This window comes from Robinsoniella peoriensis (assembly GCF_000797495.1).
Lineage (GTDB): Bacteria > Bacillota > Clostridia > Lachnospirales > Lachnospiraceae > Robinsoniella > Robinsoniella peoriensis.
In genome coordinates this window covers 257,459-274,701 of sequence record NZ_JTGN01000001.1, presented here as the reverse complement: position 1 = coordinate 274,701, position 17,243 = coordinate 257,459, and the positions used below count along the sequence as shown (strand labels likewise).

21 protein-coding genes are annotated in these 17,243 nt (G+C 40.2%); 19 read left to right on the top strand and 2 right to left on the bottom strand.

Features of this window, described 5'->3' with window-relative positions; all coding sequences use genetic code 11:
- Positions 1 to 202 precede the first annotated feature (202 nt).
- The 5 genes from QR40_RS01155 to QR40_RS31620 all read left to right on the top strand — a co-directional run bounded on the left by QR40_RS01155 (position 203) and on the right by QR40_RS31620 (position 2,466).
- The gene (locus QR40_RS01155) at positions 203 to 796 is read left to right on the top strand and encodes a zinc dependent phospholipase C family protein (RefSeq protein WP_044289308.1); all 594 of its coding nucleotides are present in this window, start codon (positions 203 to 205) and stop codon (positions 794 to 796) included.
- Positions 797 to 950: 154 nt separating this feature from the next.
- Positions 951 to 1,145, top strand: coding sequence for a spore coat associated protein CotJA (locus tag QR40_RS01150; RefSeq protein ID WP_044292978.1), 195 nt, complete (start codon positions 951 to 953; stop codon positions 1,143 to 1,145).
- Positions 1,135 to 1,431 (top strand): spore coat protein CotJB, encoded by a 297-nt coding sequence (locus QR40_RS01145; RefSeq protein ID WP_044292976.1) that lies wholly within the window; start codon positions 1,135 to 1,137, stop codon positions 1,429 to 1,431. The genes QR40_RS01150 and QR40_RS01145 overlap by 11 nt, the downstream gene beginning before the upstream one ends.
- A complete protein-coding gene (locus QR40_RS01140) occupies positions 1,431 to 2,039 on the top strand; it encodes a manganese catalase family protein (RefSeq protein ID WP_044292975.1) in 609 nt (202 codons plus the stop codon). Before QR40_RS01145 ends, QR40_RS01140 begins: the two co-directional genes overlap by 1 nt.
- A 271-nt stretch (positions 2,040 to 2,310) precedes the next feature.
- Positions 2,311 to 2,466: a hypothetical protein gene (locus QR40_RS31620; protein WP_156042869.1), complete on the top strand. Its 156-nt coding sequence runs from the start codon at positions 2,311 to 2,313 to the stop codon at positions 2,464 to 2,466.
- Between the two features lie 106 nt (positions 2,467 to 2,572).
- Here the strand turns inward: QR40_RS31620 and QR40_RS01135 are convergent, their stop codons facing one another.
- A complete protein-coding gene (locus QR40_RS01135) occupies positions 2,573 to 4,210 on the bottom strand; it encodes an ABC-F family ATP-binding cassette domain-containing protein (protein ID WP_027293689.1) in 1,638 nt (545 codons plus the stop codon).
- Between the two features lie 323 nt (positions 4,211 to 4,533).
- Here QR40_RS01135 and QR40_RS01130 point away from each other — a divergent pair, with 323 nt between their 5' ends.
- The 14 genes from QR40_RS01130 to QR40_RS01060 all read left to right on the top strand — a co-directional run bounded on the left by QR40_RS01130 (position 4,534) and on the right by QR40_RS01060 (position 16,028).
- On the top strand, positions 4,534 to 6,219 hold the full coding sequence (locus tag QR40_RS01130) for a sensor domain-containing diguanylate cyclase (protein WP_044292974.1): 1,686 nt from the start codon (positions 4,534 to 4,536) through the stop codon (positions 6,217 to 6,219).
- A 225-nt stretch (positions 6,220 to 6,444) separates the two neighbouring features.
- Positions 6,445 to 7,254, top strand: coding sequence for a class II aldolase/adducin family protein (locus QR40_RS01125; RefSeq protein ID WP_027293691.1), 810 nt, complete (start codon positions 6,445 to 6,447; stop codon positions 7,252 to 7,254).
- 14 nt (positions 7,255 to 7,268) lie between these two features.
- The gene (locus QR40_RS01120) at positions 7,269 to 8,681 is read left to right on the top strand and encodes an aldehyde dehydrogenase family protein (protein ID WP_044292972.1); all 1,413 of its coding nucleotides are present in this window, start codon (positions 7,269 to 7,271) and stop codon (positions 8,679 to 8,681) included.
- An 18-nt stretch (positions 8,682 to 8,699) separates the two neighbouring features.
- Positions 8,700 to 9,902, top strand: coding sequence for a zinc-dependent alcohol dehydrogenase (locus QR40_RS01115; protein WP_330373635.1), 1,203 nt, complete (start codon positions 8,700 to 8,702; stop codon positions 9,900 to 9,902).
- Between the two features lie 21 nt (positions 9,903 to 9,923).
- The gene (locus tag QR40_RS01110; protein ID WP_027293694.1) at positions 9,924 to 10,229 is read left to right on the top strand and encodes a BMC domain-containing protein; all 306 of its coding nucleotides are present in this window, start codon (positions 9,924 to 9,926) and stop codon (positions 10,227 to 10,229) included.
- Positions 10,230 to 10,315: 86 nt separating this feature from the next.
- Positions 10,316 to 10,591, top strand: a complete 276-nt coding sequence (pduA, locus tag QR40_RS01105) for a propanediol utilization microcompartment protein PduA (protein WP_027293695.1) — start codon at positions 10,316 to 10,318, stop codon at positions 10,589 to 10,591.
- Between the two features lie 38 nt (positions 10,592 to 10,629).
- The gene (locus tag QR40_RS01100) at positions 10,630 to 10,926 is read left to right on the top strand and encodes a BMC domain-containing protein (RefSeq protein ID WP_027293696.1); all 297 of its coding nucleotides are present in this window, start codon (positions 10,630 to 10,632) and stop codon (positions 10,924 to 10,926) included.
- A 180-nt stretch (positions 10,927 to 11,106) separates the two neighbouring features.
- Positions 11,107 to 11,382 carry a BMC domain-containing protein gene (locus QR40_RS01095; RefSeq protein ID WP_027293697.1) on the top strand — a complete coding sequence of 92 codons (276 nt, stop codon included), beginning with the start codon at positions 11,107 to 11,109 and terminating at the stop codon, positions 11,380 to 11,382.
- Positions 11,383 to 11,556: 174 nt separating this feature from the next.
- Positions 11,557 to 12,204 (top strand): phosphate propanoyltransferase, encoded by a 648-nt coding sequence (locus QR40_RS01090; RefSeq protein ID WP_052430685.1) that lies wholly within the window; start codon positions 11,557 to 11,559, stop codon positions 12,202 to 12,204.
- Between the two features lie 211 nt (positions 12,205 to 12,415).
- Complete coding sequence (locus QR40_RS01085) at positions 12,416 to 12,694, top strand: EutN/CcmL family microcompartment protein (protein ID WP_027293699.1); 279 nt, start codon at positions 12,416 to 12,418, stop codon at positions 12,692 to 12,694.
- Between the two features lie 15 nt (positions 12,695 to 12,709).
- Positions 12,710 to 14,038: an SLBB domain-containing protein gene (locus QR40_RS01080; RefSeq protein WP_044292968.1), complete on the top strand. Its 1,329-nt coding sequence runs from the start codon at positions 12,710 to 12,712 to the stop codon at positions 14,036 to 14,038.
- Positions 14,038 to 14,598 carry a BMC domain-containing protein gene (locus QR40_RS01075; RefSeq protein ID WP_242858429.1) on the top strand — a complete coding sequence of 187 codons (561 nt, stop codon included), beginning with the start codon at positions 14,038 to 14,040 and terminating at the stop codon, positions 14,596 to 14,598. Before QR40_RS01080 ends, QR40_RS01075 begins: the two co-directional genes overlap by 1 nt.
- A gap of 263 nt (positions 14,599 to 14,861) precedes the next feature.
- The gene (locus tag QR40_RS01065; protein WP_027293703.1) at positions 14,862 to 15,338 is read left to right on the top strand and encodes a YbaK/EbsC family protein; all 477 of its coding nucleotides are present in this window, start codon (positions 14,862 to 14,864) and stop codon (positions 15,336 to 15,338) included.
- A 126-nt stretch (positions 15,339 to 15,464) separates the two neighbouring features.
- On the top strand, positions 15,465 to 16,028 hold the full coding sequence (locus QR40_RS01060) for a biotin transporter BioY (RefSeq protein ID WP_027293704.1): 564 nt from the start codon (positions 15,465 to 15,467) through the stop codon (positions 16,026 to 16,028).
- Between the two features lie 14 nt (positions 16,029 to 16,042).
- Here the strand turns inward: QR40_RS01060 and QR40_RS01055 are convergent, their stop codons facing one another.
- The gene (locus tag QR40_RS01055; protein ID WP_044292966.1) at positions 16,043 to 17,056 is read right to left on the bottom strand and encodes a LacI family DNA-binding transcriptional regulator; all 1,014 of its coding nucleotides are present in this window, start codon (positions 17,054 to 17,056) and stop codon (positions 16,043 to 16,045) included.
- Positions 17,057 to 17,243: the final 187 nt, after the last annotated feature.

Here is a 17,243-nt window from a genome sequence, read left to right as displayed (position 1 = left end):
AATTAAAATGAAAAAGCATGCATGATTTATCTAATTGTTTTTATGAATATTTTTGCTTGTTGATAATGCATAAGAATAATATAACAAGATTGTTAAATTGTGTTATGCTTTTCACTAAATTTTCACTTGCTTTTTTACTTTGAAAAGGCTACAATGAGAAAGGTAGCAAAAAAGGTTAAGCAAAAGCCAGGAGGCCAATCCATTGAGAAAAAAATCTCATATCTCAGTTGCGAGATATATTGTTAATAATCTGAACACCCAGGAGCTTGATAACCATAAGAAAGCATTTTATTTGGGAAGTATACTTCCAGATTGTAAGCCTTCTTTTTTGACTAAGAAACATGAGTTTTTTGGAACTTTTGATCAGGTACGTGAGGATATCCGTAATTTAACAGAAGATTGTGATATATTTGGAAGAAATGAGCGTGTATACTGGAGACGTCTTGGTGAAGTAATCCATTACGTTGCTGACTATTTTACTTTTCCCCATAATGATACTTATGATGGGAATTTGAAAGATCACTGCATTTACGAAAAACATTTGAAAAAACATTTAAAAGAATATATCAAAAGTGGAGAAGCGTTAAGACAGCAGAAAGAAATGAAAACTTTCAAAACAGTAGAAGCTTTATTCCATTTTATTGAAACTTCACATCAGGAATATCTGAAATTTAAGCGTTCCGTAGAAGAGGATGTGAAATACATTATATCTCTTTGCCAGCAGGTTGTGGTATCAATTGTACAGTTGTTGAATATAAGAGTCGGTCAATTAGCACGTAATTATGCAATCGCATAAAAATAGGAAAAGTAAAGACTTCAGTGTCTTTGCTTTTTTTGCATTTTATGACATTTCTACAAGAAATCCCTATCTTAAAATCGACAAATTCAGACATAATAAAAATGATGACTAAATTAAAGTTATCATGAAAATCTGAAAGGAGAATGAAGTTATGGAATGTTCTTGCAATCAGGATGGGAAATCTGCTTGTTTTTCACAAAGCTGTACCTGCATTTTGGCAATGGCTACCGTACCCAGGCAGACATTTGGAGCAGTATACGAACCACAGGAGGCTCTGAAGCGTGGAACTATATTCCGTGATCTGGATCTGCCTTTTTATGTAGGAGGTGGAAACGATGGAAGATAGGAATGCATTGTTAAATGAATTGGATGCGGTCAGTTTTTGTGTCAATGATTTAACATTATATCTGGATACTCATCCGACAGATGTCCAGGCATTAGACCTGTTTGGTGAATATCTTGGGAAAAGAAAAGCCCTGATGGAAGCGTTTGAATCTAAATTTGAGCCCCTGACCATTGACTGCGTTAAGGCAGAAGGAATTCATGAGGCAAAATCAGAGTGTTCTTATGATGGACAACGTCATTTTACCTGGGTAGATGGAAGAACACCATGGGAAGGGGGTCTAGAGTAATGTGGACTTATGAAAAAAGATTACAGTATCCGGTAAAAATAACCCAGACGTGCCCCAAAACAGCACAATTGATCATCAGCCAGTTTGGCGGTCCGGACGGAGAACTGGCAGCATCTATGCGGTATCTGTCCCAGCGTTACACGATGCCATGCAAAGAAGTTGCCGGATTATTAACCGATATTGGAACGGAAGAACTGGCACATCTGGAAATTATATGTGCTATGATTTACCAGTTAACAAAAAATCTTACCATAGATGAAGCGAAAACATCGGGGTTTGATGCTTATTATATCGACCATACCACCGCTCTCTGGCCACAGGCAGCCGGCGGAATTCCTTTTAACGCATGTGAGTTTCAATCAAAAGGAGATGCGATTACCGATCTATTCGAAGATCTGGCAGCAGAACAAAAAGCCAGAACAACTTATGACAATATTCTGAGACTGGTACAAAATCCGGAGATCCGAGAACCGATCCAGTTTCTCAGAGCAAGGGAAGTAGTGCATTTCCAGAGATTTGGAGAGGCACTGGAGAAGACAAAAGAAAAAATGGATTCCAATAATTATTATTTTACGAATCCGGAGTTTGATAAATTTCCTGTTCATTAAATAGGGGAGGGAGAAGGACAAAGGGATGCTTTGTCCTTTTTTTCCGGGATACAGTAAATTCAACCCATAAAAAATCCAACCCATAAAAATCCAATATTACTTGACATAACATCAAATCATACATACAATTAAAATATAAATAGATACCAATCGTGCAGTTTCAAATTTTACAAATTCTTTACCTGAACCTACAGACAGATTTTCCAATTGCTGCTTATAATATTTGGAGAAGAACATGTAAACTTGTTTGTAATTTTCTGGAGGGATGAAGATGAAGAAGAAAATCGTAATAATGGGTTTCTTGTTAATGGTATTGTGCAATGTCACAGCCTGTACACAACTAAAGACGGCTAAAGAGATGGAACCGGTAACGGAAATGGAAGCGGAAGTAAATATTGTGATGCAGAATGCGAAAATACAAAGATAACGAAATATGAAGAACAGATACAGACCGAATACAAATCATGAAAGAAACTGGCGGCTGGTAGAAAAAGAGACTGATTTTTTATCAGCCTCTTTTTTAAAATTATTATTTAATTATCGTCTAAATCGCCCTCTGTGGAGTATACCTGACGTTTTCTGGCCATTTCATCACTTGCAAGATATTCGTCGTAAGTAGTGATCTTATCGATCAGTGCACCACCCGGCATGATCTCCATGATACGGTTAGCAGTGGTCTGTACGATCTGATGGTCATGGGATGCGAACATAATTGCTCCTGGGAATTTAATCAAACCGTTATTTAATGCTGTGATAGATTCCATATCCAAATGGTTGGTTGGTTCGTCCAGGATTAATACGTTAGCACCTGAGATCATCATCTTGGATAACAGGCAGCGAACCTTTTCACCACCGGATAATACCTTTACTTTTTTCACGCCGTCATCGCCGGCAAAAAGCATACGTCCAAGGAATCCACGCACATAAGTAGCATCTTTGATTTCGGAATACTGTGTTAACCAGTCTACGATTATATAGTCATTATCAAATTCTTTGGTGCTGTCCTTTGGAAAATATGCCTGGGAAGTAGTGATACCCCATTTATAAGATCCGGAATCCGGCTCCATTTCACCAACTAAAATTTTGAAAAGAACAGTTTTTGCCAGTTCGTTTCCGCCTACCAGCGCAACTTTATCATCGTGATTTAATGTAAAGGACAAGTTGTCCAGAATTTTCACACCTTCAATTGTCTTTGAAAGACCCTCGACAGTCAGAACTTCATTTCCGATATCACGGCTTGGACGGAAATCAATATATGGATATTTACGGCTGGAAGGACGGATCGTATCCAGCTCGATTTTTTCCAAAGCACGTTTTCTGGAAGTTGCCTGTTTGGATTTTGAAGCATTAGCACTGAATCGGGAGATAAAATCCTGTAACTCTTTGATCTTGTCCTCTTTCTTCTTGTTTGCTTCTTTCATCTGTTTGATCAGCAGCTGGCTGGATTCGTACCAGAAATCATAATTTCCGGCGTAAAGCTGAATCTTACCATAGTCAATATCAGCAGTATGGGTACATACCTTATTCAGGAAATAACGGTCATGGGATACAACGATAACTGTATTATCAAAGTTGATCAGGAATTCTTCCAGCCACTCAATTGCATCCAGATCCAAATGGTTGGTAGGCTCATCCAGTAGAAGGATGTCAGGATTACCGAATAACGCCTGGGCGAGAAGTACCTTAACTTTTTCACTACCTTTTAAATCTTTCATAATAGAATAGTGAAGATCTGTTTCAATGCCAAGTCCGTTTAATAACTGGGCAGCATCGGATTCTGATTCCCATCCATTCATTTCAGCAAACTCACCTTCCAGTTCACTTGCCCGGATACCATCTTCTTCGGTGAAATCTTCCTTTGCGTAGATGGCTTCTTTTTCTTTCATAATTTCATACAGTCTCTTATTTCCCATAATGACAGTATCCAAAACGGTATACTCATCATATTTAAAATGATCCTGTTGTAAGAATGAGAGACGCTGACCCGGTGTAATGACGATATCACCCTTTGTTGTGTCTAACTGTCCGGAAAGAATTTTTAAGAATGTAGATTTACCTGCACCATTGGCACCGATTAAACCATAGCAGTTTCCCTCTGTAAATTTAATGTTTACATCTTCAAACAACGCTTTTTTACCAATTCGAAGTGTTACATTATTTGCACTTATCATGTTCTAGAACCTCTTTTTATCTTTCTATATAAAAATCATATTGCATAGTCCCTTCTATTGTAACCGAAAATTGGAAAAATGCAAGGGGAAATATGTTTAAAAAAATCATTCAACTTTTTTCGGGGGATCATGACTTATTCTGCACTATTTCTTTAAGCAATTATGCGTAAAAATCTATAAATCCAGACAAAGCGACAAATTCAGACAGTATAGAAAAAAAGTGGAATAATTCAAGCTATTTATTGAGTTGTATTTGTTGATAAAATGTTCTATAATGAAAAAAATGATTTGGAAAATATGCCATTGACAGGAGGAGATCAGATATGCGGAATAATGGGGAGGAGGACGTCATAGAAATTGACAATCTCCCATGTGGTTTCTGCAAAATTAGAAATGATGATGATCTGACAATTGTGAGTGCAAATGCCCTCTTTTATAAGAGTTTTGGATACGTACCGCAGGAAGCAGAATCTGCAGGCTTCACGACAATTAGTAATATCATATATCCGGCTGACTGGCCGAAGGCAAAAGAGAAAGTAGACAGATGTAAGAAAGAGAAATTAGATTATATAGATATAGAAGTAAAAGCAATACATAGATCCGGAAGCGTACTCTGGAGTCTGATAAAGTGTACGGCTGATCCTCACGAAGCAGACTGCTTCAATTGTGTCGTACTGGATATCAGTAAACGGATGGAGGCTATTGAAGTCCTTAAAATGGGAGAAAAAGAGAAAATGCTGCTGCTTGGACATGCCAAACGGTTCGCGTTTCGATTTTATCCCATGACACGAGCTGCTGTGTTGTCAGAAGATACGGCGCTGGAACTTGGGCTGCCGGTCAAAGTGGAAAATCTGCCGGAGAGTATTGCGGATACGTATCCCGCAAAAGAGAGCAGAACAGAATTTATAAATTTTTATGACCGAATGCTGGAAGGCCAGCCTAAGGGAACTGCAATCCTGCATTTTAGAAACAAGACCGGGGATTATACCTGGTATGAATGTTCCTTTTCTATGGTATATAACCGTGACGGAATGCCATTGCATGCTGTAGTTTCTTTTGAAGATATCAGTGAACAGCGGGAAAAAGAAATTGCATATGAGAAATGGAGCCAGTTTAATCAGTCACAGCAGGAAAAAGCTGTAGCTTATTATGAGTGTGATATAACGAAAAATATTCTGGAAAGTGTCAGGACCGATATCAATAATATACTGCCGGAAGATGCAGTAGTGTCCTATGATAAAACATTAGAATATGTTGTGGACAACCTGATCGTGCCGGAGGACAGGCAGGGTTATGTAGAGTTATTCTGCAGGAGTGAAATGATCCGCCAGTTCCATAACGGGAAGCGGGAAATGAAAATGGAATGCCAGCGATATGCAAAGGATGGGAATGTATACTGGGTTATGGCATCCCTCCAGATGCTGCCCGATCCCTATTCGGATCACATAAAAGCATTTATACTGATAACAGATATTGACAAAGAAAAACGCAAAGCCCTGGAACTTCATGAACGGTCAAGGCGTGATCCGCTGACCGGGGTTCTTAACAGGCGGGCGATCATTGACCAGGTTACGGATGTATTGGATAAAAGCCAGCCAAACAGCAAACACATCTTTATCATGGTAGATATTGATCATTTTAAAGAATTAAACGACAACAAGGGACATCAGTTTGGAGACTGGGTGCTGTCGGTGATAACCAGTAAATTAAAAGAATCCCTGCGGGCAGATGACATACTGGGGCGTCTGGGAGGCGATGAGTTTATAGCTTTCTTAAAAGATGTACCGGATGAACATGTTATACAGGAACGCCTGGATACGCTTCTGCAAAAACTGGCGTTTTCCACGGGCAGCGCCTATAATATTACCGGGAGCCTTGGAATTGCCGTCTATCCAAAGGATGGAAAAGATTTTGACGGATTATACAAAAAGGCAGATCTGGCATTATATGAGGCAAAACGCCGGGGCAGAAACCAATATGTATTCTATAAGCCCGGCATGATACAATGATAAATTTTTATCAAATCTTTGGATTTGGGATTGCGTGGTATTGTGTGGAGTGAAGAAAACCCTGTCCCCAAAATCTGCTAATTCCTCTGAAACCCTGTATTTTACAGGGTTTTTTTTGTCCTAAAAATTATTGAGAAAGATGTTGATTTTTAGTGGCATTCGTGTTAAAATAAATTAAACCAAAAATAAAACAACACAAACAAACATGTAAGGAGGATTTTTTTCATGGCTAATGAATATGAAATCAAAAAACAAATTTGTGAGATCGGTAAGAGAATTTACGACAGGAATATGGTTGCTGCAAACGACGGTAACATTTCAGTAAAAATAAGCGATAACGAGTTCTTATGTACACCAACAGGTGTTTCTAAAGGATTCATGACACCAGAATTTATCTGTAAAGTAGATGCAAAAGGAAATGTTCTTCAGGCAAACGGAAACTTCAGACCTTCATCTGAAATCAAAATGCATATGAGAGTTTACGAAAAAAGACCGGATGTTGGAGCAGTAGTACATGCTCATCCTACATTTGCAACAAGCTTTGCAATCGCAGGTATTCCTTTAACACAGCCAATCATGCCGGAAGCAGTTATCGCTTTAGGATGCGTTCCGATCGCTGAATACGGTACACCTTCTACAGTTGAAATTCCAGACAATGTAGAAAAATACTTACCATATTATGATGCAGTATTACTGGAAAGCCACGGAGCTTTAACATGGAGCACAGACCTGTTAGCTGCTTACCACAAAATGGAATCTGTTGAATTCTACGCAGAGTTATTATACAAATCCAAAATGCTTGGCGGACCAAAGGAATTTGACAAAGAGCAGATCGCTAAATTATATGAAATCAGAAGACAGATGGGTCTTCCAGGAAAACATCCTGCAAATATCTGCGCTGAATTAGGCGGAAAATGCGGCGGCGGATGCCACTCAGCAGAAGGCTGCAACTGTGGATCAGCAAAAGCTGACGAACCTAGCGTTGAAGCAATCGTTGCAGAAGTGACAAAGAAAATCCTTGCTCAGATGAAATAAGGGGGTACCACAAAATGGCTATTAACGAACAAGAAATTCAAGATATTGTTCGAAGCGTGTTAAAAGGCATGGGTACGACGGCGGATAAACCGGCAGGATCTTCTAAAAAATTACTGGGTGTATTTGATGATATCAATGATGCGATAGCAGCAGCCAAAGAAGCCCAGAAAGAAATTCAGCCAATGCCATTAGAGTTTCGTGAAAAGATCATCTCCAATATCCGTAAGAAAACACTGGAAAATGCAAAAATGTTTGCTGAACTCGGTGTAGAAGAAACCGGTATGGGAAATGTAGGACATAAAATTTTGAAACACCAGCTGGTTGCAGAGAAGACTCCGGGTACGGAAGATCTGTCTACAGTGGCATGGTCAGGAGACAGAGGACTTACTCTGGTAGAAATGGGACCGTTCGGAGTTATCGGTGCAGTTTGTCCGTCTACGAACCCTACGGAAACCGTAGTATGTAATTCTATCGGAATGATCGCAGCAGGAAACACAGTTGTATTTGCACCACATCCATCTGCTAAAAACGTTTCAAATCTGGCAATTGATATGATTAACAGAGCCAGTGTTGAAGTGGGCGGACCGGAAAATATAGCCGTTGCTGTAAAAGAACCGACTATGGAAGTCAGCAAAGTGATTTTCTCACATAAAGATATCTCATTATTAGTAGCAACAGGAGGCCCGGGTGTAGTTACCACCGTTCTTTCTTCCGGTAAGAGAGCAATGGGAGCGGGCGCAGGAAATCCACCTGTTTTAGTTGATGAAACAGCTAATATCCCGAAAGCTGCAGAAGATATCATCAATGGATGTACATTTGACAATAACCTGCCTTGTATTGCTGAAAAGGAAGTTGTTGCAGTTGATATGATAGCGGACGAGCTGATCTACCATATGGAACAGGTTGGATGTTATCATGCAAACGCAGAAGAAGTTCAGAAATTGATCCAGACTGTTTTTATTGAAAACAATGGTAAGAGAACCCTGAACAGACAGTGCGTTGGACGCAGTGCAAAAGTTCTTCTTGGCAAAATCGGAGTTACGGTTGGCGATGAAATCCGTTGTATCATATTCGAAGGTGAAAAAACAAATCCTATGATCTGGGAAGAGCTTATGATGCCGATTCTGGGTATCGTAAGAGTAAAGAATGTAGAAGAAGGTATGGGCATTGCTCTTGAATTAGAACATGGCAACAGACATTCCGCACATATGCATTCAACAAATGTAAATAACCTTACAAAGTTTGGTAAAATGATCGACACCGCGATCTTTGTTAAAAATGCCCCATCTTATGCAGCACTTGGTTTTGGAGGAGAAGGATATCCTACTTTCACAATCTGCAGCCGTACAGGTGAAGGATTAACCTCCGCTAAAAACTTTACTAAGAGCAGAAGATGCGTAATGGGCGATGCACTTTGCATCAGATAAGGAGTGATAGACGTGGAAATGAATATAGAAGAAATTGTAAAACAGGTGCTTTCTGAAATGCAGGGCAATACCAGCAGCGCAGCACCGGCAGTAGCTCCTTGCAAAGCTTCCGGAACAATTCCGGCAACTTCAAAAGTAGCTATGCTGACAGCATTAGAGCATTATGATATTAAAGAGTTCCCGATTCCTGAAATCGGAGATGACGACATCCTGGTTAAGGTTGAAGGATGCGGCGTTTGTGGTACAGATGCACATGAATTCAAAAGAGATCCATTTGGTTTAATTCCTGTTGTACTTGGACATGAAGGAACCGGTGAAATTGTTAAAATCGGTAAAAACGTGAAAAAAGACAGCGCAGGCAAATCTCTTGGACTTGGTGACAAAGTTGTTACCTGTATGATTTTCAAAGACGATCCGGACATTACAATGTTCGATTTAAATAAGCAGAACGTAGGCGGAGCTGATGTATACGGCTTACTTCCGGATGATGATGTTCATCTGAACGGATGGTTTGCAGATTACCTGGTAATCCGTAAAGGTTCTACCGTATTTAATGTAAGTGAACTGGATTTAGAGTCCAGAATCTTAATTGAGCCATGTGCAGTATTAATCCATGCTGTAGAAAGAGCTAAAACAACCGGAATCTTAAGATTCAACAGCAGAGTTGTTGTTCAGGGATGCGGACCGATCGGTTTGATCTGTATCTCAATCTTAAAGACTATGGGAATTCAGAATATCGTCGCAGTAGACGGCGAGCAGAAGAGACTTGATTTCGCAAAAGAAATGGGCGCATCTCAAACTGTAAACTTCAAAGACCACAAAGGAATTGAAGCTCTTGCAGAAGGCGTGAAAGCAGCATTTGGCGGATACCTTGCAGACTTTGCATTCCAGTGTACCGGATCTCCGATCGCTCATGCAAATATCTACAAATTCATCCGTAACGGCGGCGGACTTTGTGAACTTGGATTCTTCATCAATGGTGGAGATGCAACAATCAATCCTCACTTTGATATCTGCTCCAAAGAAATCACAATCGTTGGTTCCTGGGTATATACACTCAGAGATTACGCAACTACATTTGAATTCTTAAAGGGCGCTCAGGCTATCGGACTTCCAATGAAGAAACTGATCACACATAAGTTCCCGTTAAGTGAAATTAATGAAGCTCATGTAACAAACCTGAAGATGGAAGGTCTTAAGATCGCTATCATCAATGAGTAAGTGAAAGGGGTGTGTTAGGCCATGCGTGAAGCAGCAGGAATTTTAGAAGTGTTTGGATGCGTAGCAGCATTTGTGGCGGCGGATGCAGCAGCAAAAGCGGCAAATGTCCGGATCGAATCCATCGACAAGAACAAACCTGCAAATGCAGATGCGTTACCGGTACCGCTTATTACTTGCTTAAAAATCAGAGGCAGTGTTGCAGATGTTAATGCTGCAATGGATGCGGCAGAAGAAGCAGCAAACAGTATTACAGGTGTTGTAACGAGATATGTTATCCCAGCTCCATCAGAGGATACTGAAAAGATGTTGAGATTAAGTGCAATATAGTGTAGAATAAATGTTTAGAGTAGATAAAATGAAGAATATCTGATGTTGGAAAACAACAACAAGGTTAATTAAGGAGGATTTTTATAATGACACAGGAAGCTTTAGGAATGGTAGAAACAAGAGGTTTAGTAGCAGCAATTGAAGCATCTGACGCTATGGTGAAAGCAGCAGACGTTCAGTTAGTAGGAACAGAAAAAATCGGATCAGGTCTTGTAACAGTTTTAGTTCGTGGAGATGTTGGAGCTGTTAAAGCAGCTACAGAAGTAGGCGCAGCAGCAGCAGGAAAACTTGGCGAGTTAGTAGCAGTACACGTTATCCCAAGACCTCACACAGACGTAGAAAAAATATTACCAAGCATCTAAAACGTGCTCCAATATCCTGAAAACAGAAGGAAAGATATATGAAATCAATTGGATTAATTGAATTACCTAATATTACGGATGCGATTCAGGCTCTTGATGTCATGCTGAAAACAGCAGATATCAGGTTCCTGACTTGGGAAAAGAAGTTAGGCGGACGACTGGTAACCATAATCGTTCAAGGCAATGTTTCTGCGGTGACGGAAGCAATAGAGTCTGCAAAGAGAAGTGCAGTAGGCAATATTGTGGCATCTGCAGTAATAGCAAATCCACATGAAGAAACGATGAACCTTGTAGAAATCAGTAGAAAGAAATATAAATTTCTACAGGAAGATTAAAATCTGTTATAAACAGATTCTAAGACTTCAGGATAAATCGAGGTAAAAGATATGGCCGATGAAAAAAATGTAAAAACTGCAGCTGCGAAAGCTCCTGCAAAAAGAAAACCAAGAACAACCCGCAAAAATGCGAATGCTGCCGCACCGGCAGCAAAACCAGTAATTAAGGAGGATATCAGAATGGAACTTCAGGCATTAGGAATGATAGAAACAAGAGGACTTATTGCTTCAATCGAAGCAGCAGATGCTATGTTAAAAGCAGCTAATGTAGTTTTAGTTGGAACAGAGAAAATCGGTTCCGGTCTTGTAAGTGTTATGGTTCGTGGCGATGTTGGAGCAGTGAAAGCAGCTGTTGAAGCTGGAAGCGCTTCTGCTGGAAGATTAGGCGAAGTTATCGCTGTTCATGTAATCCCAAGACCTCATACAGATGTAGAAAAGATCCTTCCACAGTTTTAATAAACAAATGACATTGCATGCTTTTTTCGCGGACAGATAATTGCCCGGGAAGAGGCATGCAGTTGACTTTATATGTCAGGAAGTGATTTTTTGAAATCCAACATAATGGATATGGTAGCTGTGTCCAGGATGCTCTATGAATTGAATAACCCCATGAAGAGAGGGACCGAAAAAATGCAGGAACAACAATTAGTAGATGAGATTGCAAGGTTAGTAGCTGAGCAATTAAAAAATAGTGTTGATGTATATAACCCGGCAGATGAGATTCCTATTGGAATTTCTGCAAGACATGTGCATCTTAGCAGAGAAGATGTAGAAACCTTATTTGGTAAGGGCTATCAGTTAAATAAGAAAAAAGAACTTATGGGCGGACAGTTCGCAGCCCAGGAGTGTGTAACCATCGTTGGAACAAAATTAAGAGCAATTGAAAATGTCAGAGTTTTGGGACCGGAGAGAATCCAGTCTCAGGTTGAAGTTGCCAAGACAGATGCGATACGTCTGGGATTAAACCCGCCGGTTCGTCAGTCAGGGGATCTTGCAGGCTCCGCACCAATTGCTATGGTTGGTCCAAAAGGTGTTGTATATTTGAAAGAAGGATGTATTGTTGCCAAAAGACATATTCATATGGCACCGGCAGATGTAGCCAGATATGGCGTAAAAGATAAGCAGGTTGTTAAAGTACGTTTTGACAGCGGCCGTGGCGGTGTTTTTGAAGATGTTGTCATCAGAGTAGATGATACATTTACATTAGAGATGCATATAGATACCGATGAAGCAAATGGCTTGGGTATCGGTAAAGATAAGGGAATTTTAATTAAATAATTCGATGAAACCCGATCGGCATTCGTATAAATCCATATAATTATGGATGACTGCATGAGGAAAAAGCATGAATTAGCGGATATTCCCGATAAAGTAATGTCGCAGCAGATGCAGCAAATGACGCAGTGAGTGCGGTAAATGACGCAGCAAATGCGGCAAATGTTGCGGTAGTGCGACGAATGACGCAGCAAATGCGACATAGGAGGAAAACATGATTATAGGCAAAGTAGTAGGAACGGTAATTTGTACAAGAAAGAATAATGATCTTGTTGGAAGCAAATTCCTGATCGTAGATCCAATGGAAAAGATGAAAACTGAAAATAGTAATCGTCTTGTTGCTGTGGATAACGTAGGAGCTGGTATCGGTGATATCGTGCTGGTGACAACAGGTAGTTCTGCGCGGCTTGGCTGTGGTGATCCGGATTCTCCGATTGATGCATGTATTGTAGGTATTGTAGATGACCCGCAAAAAATAGTCATAGTAGAATAGGTTGGAGTGGACGCAATGAATATGGTAGATATGAAAAAGGCTTTATTCGATGGCGGTGTTGTAGGAGCAGGCGGAGCAGGTTTCCCGACTCATGCAAAACTTTCAGACCAGGCAGAGACAATCATTTTGAACTGTGCAGAGTGTGAACCTTTGATCAAGGTTGACAGACAGCTCATGAGTGATTACATAAACGAAATACTTTCGGGCATGCAGATGCTTGCTGATACGTTAGGTGCCAACGAAGGAATCATCGCTGTGAAAAAGTCTTATACTGCTTCCATAGAGGCAGTAAACAGTTGCATTGGTAATTATAATAAACTTCGCCTTCATATTTTACCGGACATCTATCCGGCGGGAGATGAAGTCGTATTAATTTATGAAACCACGGGAAAAATCGTACCCCAGGGTAAGATTCCGATCCTGGTTGGATGTGTTGTTGTTAACGTGGAGACAGTATTGAACCTGTATCGCAAGGTAACAAGCGATACCAATGTTGTTACGAAGTTTGTAACGGTAGCAGGTTTGGTAAACGATCCGCTTACGGTAGAAGTGCCGATTGGTATTACGGTTAAAGAATTAGTAGACATGGCAGGTGGATTCTCTGCGGAAGATCATGTGATAATCATGGGTGGTCCTATGACGGGACGCATTTGTTCCGCGAGAGATATTGTAACGAAGACTACAAAAGCAATTTTAGTATTGCCTCCTACCTGTCCGCCAGTCGTTAAGAGACAGAGAAGCAATAAGTTAGACCTTAGAAATGCAATGTCTGTCTGTTCACAATGCTTCATGTGTACAAGTTTATGTCCTAGGAATTTACTTGGACAGTCAATTAAACCTCATGAATTTATGAGAGCGATCGCAAATGGAACTACTTATAATGTAGAGCCGTTCCTGAACTCTTTCTTCTGTTGTTCATGTGGATTATGTGAACTGTATTCTTGTCATCAGGATTTATCTCCAAGAAGATTACTGGATGCATATAAAACGGGTCTGAGAAGCAAAGGCGTGAAGATACCGGATAAAGCAGGGAAAGGCGTGGCAAGCAGTATGCGTGAGGAACGTAAAGTTCCGGAACACCGTCTGATGCTCAGGCTTGGTCTGGCTAAATTTGATATTCCGGCACCGATGAAAGGCTGTCCGATTGAAATTAACGAAGTAAAATTAATGCTTCGTCAGAATATTGGCGCACCTTGTGTACCATCTGTAAAGGTGGGAGATGAGGTGACTGTCGGACAACAAATCGCTGCACCGCCGGAAGGCGCTTTAGGAACCTGTTTACATGCAAGTATTGCCGGAAAAGTTACGGCAGTTACTGATAACTTTATCAGCATTAAATCATAATGGAGATGAGAACGATGAGAGCAATTGGAATGGTGGAATATAAAACTGTTTCCACAGGTATTAAGGCGGCAGACCTTATTGTGAAAACAGCTGATGTTGAGCTGATTCAGGCTCAAACAGTTTGCCCGGGTAAATTCATTATCTTATTTACCGGCGATCTAAGTGCAATCAGAGTTTCCGTAGATGCTGCTAAAAAAGAGTATCCGGAAAGCATGATTGACAGTTTCGTGCTGGGTAACCCGCACGAATCCGTATTTAAAGCACTTAACTGCACAGCAGATATCGAAGATGTTCAAGCTTTAGGTGTAATTGAAACCTTTACCGGAGCATCGGCTATTGTAGCTGCTGATCACGCAGCAAAAACCGCAGAAGTAGACCTTTTTGAAATCAGAATTGCAAGAGGTATGTGCGGTAAATCATATGTGTTATTAACAGGAACAGTATCTGCAGTTACAGAATCTGTAACCTCTGCTGTTGCTTTAATAAAAGAAGAGGGTCTTGTACTGGATTATGCAGTCATTCCTAGTCCTTCTAAAGAGTTTGTAAAAACCTTAATTTAAACCTTGTCGGAAAAAAGCCTGGTGTTTATCACCGGGCTTTTTTTCGCATTATATGGATATGGTTTTCCGATGCAGTTTATTGATACAAGGCTGATTTTCACAGTATGGTGGAATACGGGGATTAATCCACTTTCTATGAACTGGGGGATTGAATATTTAGCATATTCTGATTATAATGATAAGTAGTTTTTAAAGATTAGACGGCTGATAGAACAAGAAAAATCACAAAAAGAAAAAAGACGACCAGAAAAGGAGTGTACATCATGGCAATTGAGAAAGTTAGGGCTTATTTAAAAGTATTTAATATGGATGATCAAGTATTGGAATTCGATACTTCCAGTGCGACCGTGGAACTGGCTGCACAGGCAGCGGGAGTAGAGCCGGCGAGAATAGCAAAGACACTTTCTTTTAAGAGTAAGTCCGGAGATCATGCAGTTTTAATTGTTGCGGCGGGAGATACGAAAATAGATAACAGCAAATTCAAGGGCTTTTTTGGCATGAAAGCGAAGATGCTGGCACCGGAAGAAGTGGAAGATCTGGTGGGTCATGCTATAGGAGGGGTATGTCCTTTTGCAGTGCCAGAGTCGGCAGAAATATATCTGGACGAATCATTAAAAAGGTTTGATACTGTCTTTCCGGCGTGTGGCAGCAGCAATAGCGCTATAGAACTGACCTGTTCCCAGTTAGAGCTATATGCAAAGGCAAAGGAATGGGTCGACGTATGTAAAGGCTGGGAATAAGAAGTTTTTGAAAGAGGCATGGCTGTTGTTAACTTTATTAAAAGTAAGGTTGACAATAGGTATGCCTTCGTTTATAATGTGATTGTCAACAAAATATACATATTAGTTTACAATGAAAGGGATCTTATGAATAAGAAAAATAATATAAAAACGCAGTCTATAGTTCTCGTGGGAATGTTTGCCGCTATCCTGGCAGTACTATCCCAGATTTCAATTCCGATGCCGTCAGGGGTGCCTGTAACAATGCAGACCTTTGCAGTAGCTTTAACCGGGTGTGTACTGGGGTGGAAAAAAGGAACTATGGCAACGGTAATCTATATTGTTCTGGGTGGAGTTGGTGTTCCTGTATTTTCCGGCTTAGCGGGGGGATTAGGGATTTTATTTGGCAAAACAGGAGGATTCATATTTGGATTTATTTTCCTTTCCCTTCTGTGCGGACTGGCCGTCAGTATAAAAAATAGGGTGATTGGCGGAGTATTTGCCGTATGCGGTCTGCTGATCTGCCATATACTTGGTATCCTGCAGTTTATGCTGTTGATGAATATGTCATTCTGGTCATCAGCCGTGTTGGTTTCTGTTCCGTATCTGATTAAAGACATTATTTCTATAGTACTTGCTTTTGTAGTAGGAGCCGTATTGCGAAAATCATTGAATGCTGCCAATATTTTAACCTATGCAAAAACATTCTAAGAAAATGTCCGGTGTTATATTTTGGTAATATTACGTACGGATTTTCGTTCGATAAAATTGGTGTCGATCATTTTTACCACGGGGAAATTGGTCTCACATCCATTGATGCGTTTGAGCAGTAGTTTTGCTGCCTGTTTCCCCATTTCCTGCAAGTTTTGTACGATAGCTGTAATGGGCGGCTCAAAGGCAGAGAAGATTTCATCGTCGTCAAATGTCAGGATAGACAGGTCTTGGGGAATAGATATGCCAAGGGTATTGAGTTCCATAATGACACCCAGTGTCGTGATATAGCCCAGAATTAAAACTGCAGTAGGCCGAGGGGTCAGCTCTAACATACGGCGCAGCTGTACGGCTCCGGAATGGGGTGAAAAGTCGCCGTTCATAACAATACGGCAGGGAAAAGGGATTTGGTGATCGTCACAGGCATCATAAAAGCCTTGTATGCGCTCTTTGATGGTATAACTGTCCAGCAGACCGCCGATTACACCCAGACAGCGGTGTCCTTTGGAAATCAGGTATTCTGTGGCATCATAAGCACTTTTGCGGTTCGTAGAAGTAACGGAATCACCAGGAGGGTTCGTGACTACCTGATCCAGATATACCAGGGGAATATTATTTTGGATAATGGATTGGATCAAATTTAAATGTGATGCATTTTCAGGAATTAAAATAACACCATCTACCTGATTGCTTAGCAATAAGCGCATAACATCAGAATTATCCTCCGTCTTTGAATCATAGGAACTGACAATTGTGGAATAGTTATATTTTTGTACATATTCTTCAATGTATGAGCAGAGTGAACCCCAAAAATAATCTCCGATTACAGGAATCAGAATACAGATGGTATTTGTCTTTCGTGCACGAAGCATTTGTGCGGTTTTATTAGGTGTATAGCCTAATTTTTTTATGCTTTTTTCTATTTTTGCCCGGTTCTCGGGAATGATATTTTTCCCATTTAGATATTTTGAAATAGTAGCCAGAGACAGGTTCGTGTCTCTGGCTATATCTTTGATTGTACAACCCATTTCGTGCCCCTCCTTTGATTGGTAGAATTGAATAATATTATACCATAAAAATTAATTAAATCAATAATAATAGTTAAATATGCGAAACGTTTTGCTTTTAATTAAATATTAATGTTTATATAAGTGTTGTGTTGGATACAAATAATATAAAAAATGAACAATAAAGTATTGACATAATTTGGAATTA

Bases quoted from the DNA above. Each gene is read 5' to 3' on its own strand.
- QR40_RS01150 (WP_044292978.1), top strand. From the start codon at position 951: ATGGAATGTTCTTGCAATCAGGATGGGAAATCTGCTTGTTTTTCACAA.
- QR40_RS01145 (WP_044292976.1), top strand. From the start codon at position 1,135: ATGGAAGATAGGAATGCATTGTTAAATGAATTGGATGCGGTCAGTTTT.
- QR40_RS01140 (WP_044292975.1), top strand. From the start codon at position 1,431: ATGTGGACTTATGAAAAAAGATTACAGTATCCGGTAAAAATAACCCAG.
- QR40_RS31620 (WP_156042869.1), top strand. From the start codon at position 2,311: ATGAAGAAGAAAATCGTAATAATGGGTTTCTTGTTAATGGTATTGTGC.
- QR40_RS01135 (WP_027293689.1), bottom strand. From the start codon at position 4,210: ATGATAAGTGCAAATAATGTAACACTTCGAATTGGTAAAAAAGCGTTG.
- QR40_RS01130 (WP_044292974.1), top strand. From the start codon at position 4,534: ATGCGGAATAATGGGGAGGAGGACGTCATAGAAATTGACAATCTCCCA.
- QR40_RS01125 (WP_027293691.1), top strand. From the start codon at position 6,445: ATGGCTAATGAATATGAAATCAAAAAACAAATTTGTGAGATCGGTAAG.
- QR40_RS01120 (WP_044292972.1), top strand. From the start codon at position 7,269: ATGGCTATTAACGAACAAGAAATTCAAGATATTGTTCGAAGCGTGTTA.
- QR40_RS01115 (WP_330373635.1), top strand. From the start codon at position 8,700: ATGAATATAGAAGAAATTGTAAAACAGGTGCTTTCTGAAATGCAGGGC.
- QR40_RS01110 (WP_027293694.1), top strand. From the start codon at position 9,924: ATGCGTGAAGCAGCAGGAATTTTAGAAGTGTTTGGATGCGTAGCAGCA.
- pduA (WP_027293695.1), top strand. From the start codon at position 10,316: ATGACACAGGAAGCTTTAGGAATGGTAGAAACAAGAGGTTTAGTAGCA.
- QR40_RS01100 (WP_027293696.1), top strand. From the start codon at position 10,630: ATGAAATCAATTGGATTAATTGAATTACCTAATATTACGGATGCGATT.
- QR40_RS01095 (WP_027293697.1), top strand. From the start codon at position 11,107: ATGGAACTTCAGGCATTAGGAATGATAGAAACAAGAGGACTTATTGCT.
- QR40_RS01090 (WP_052430685.1), top strand. From the start codon at position 11,557: ATGCAGGAACAACAATTAGTAGATGAGATTGCAAGGTTAGTAGCTGAG.
- QR40_RS01085 (WP_027293699.1), top strand. From the start codon at position 12,416: ATGATTATAGGCAAAGTAGTAGGAACGGTAATTTGTACAAGAAAGAAT.
- QR40_RS01080 (WP_044292968.1), top strand. From the start codon at position 12,710: ATGAATATGGTAGATATGAAAAAGGCTTTATTCGATGGCGGTGTTGTA.
- QR40_RS01075 (WP_242858429.1), top strand. From the start codon at position 14,038: ATGGAGATGAGAACGATGAGAGCAATTGGAATGGTGGAATATAAAACT.
- QR40_RS01065 (WP_027293703.1), top strand. From the start codon at position 14,862: ATGGCAATTGAGAAAGTTAGGGCTTATTTAAAAGTATTTAATATGGAT.
- QR40_RS01060 (WP_027293704.1), top strand. From the start codon at position 15,465: ATGAATAAGAAAAATAATATAAAAACGCAGTCTATAGTTCTCGTGGGA.
- QR40_RS01055 (WP_044292966.1), bottom strand. From the start codon at position 17,056: ATGGGTTGTACAATCAAAGATATAGCCAGAGACACGAACCTGTCTCTG.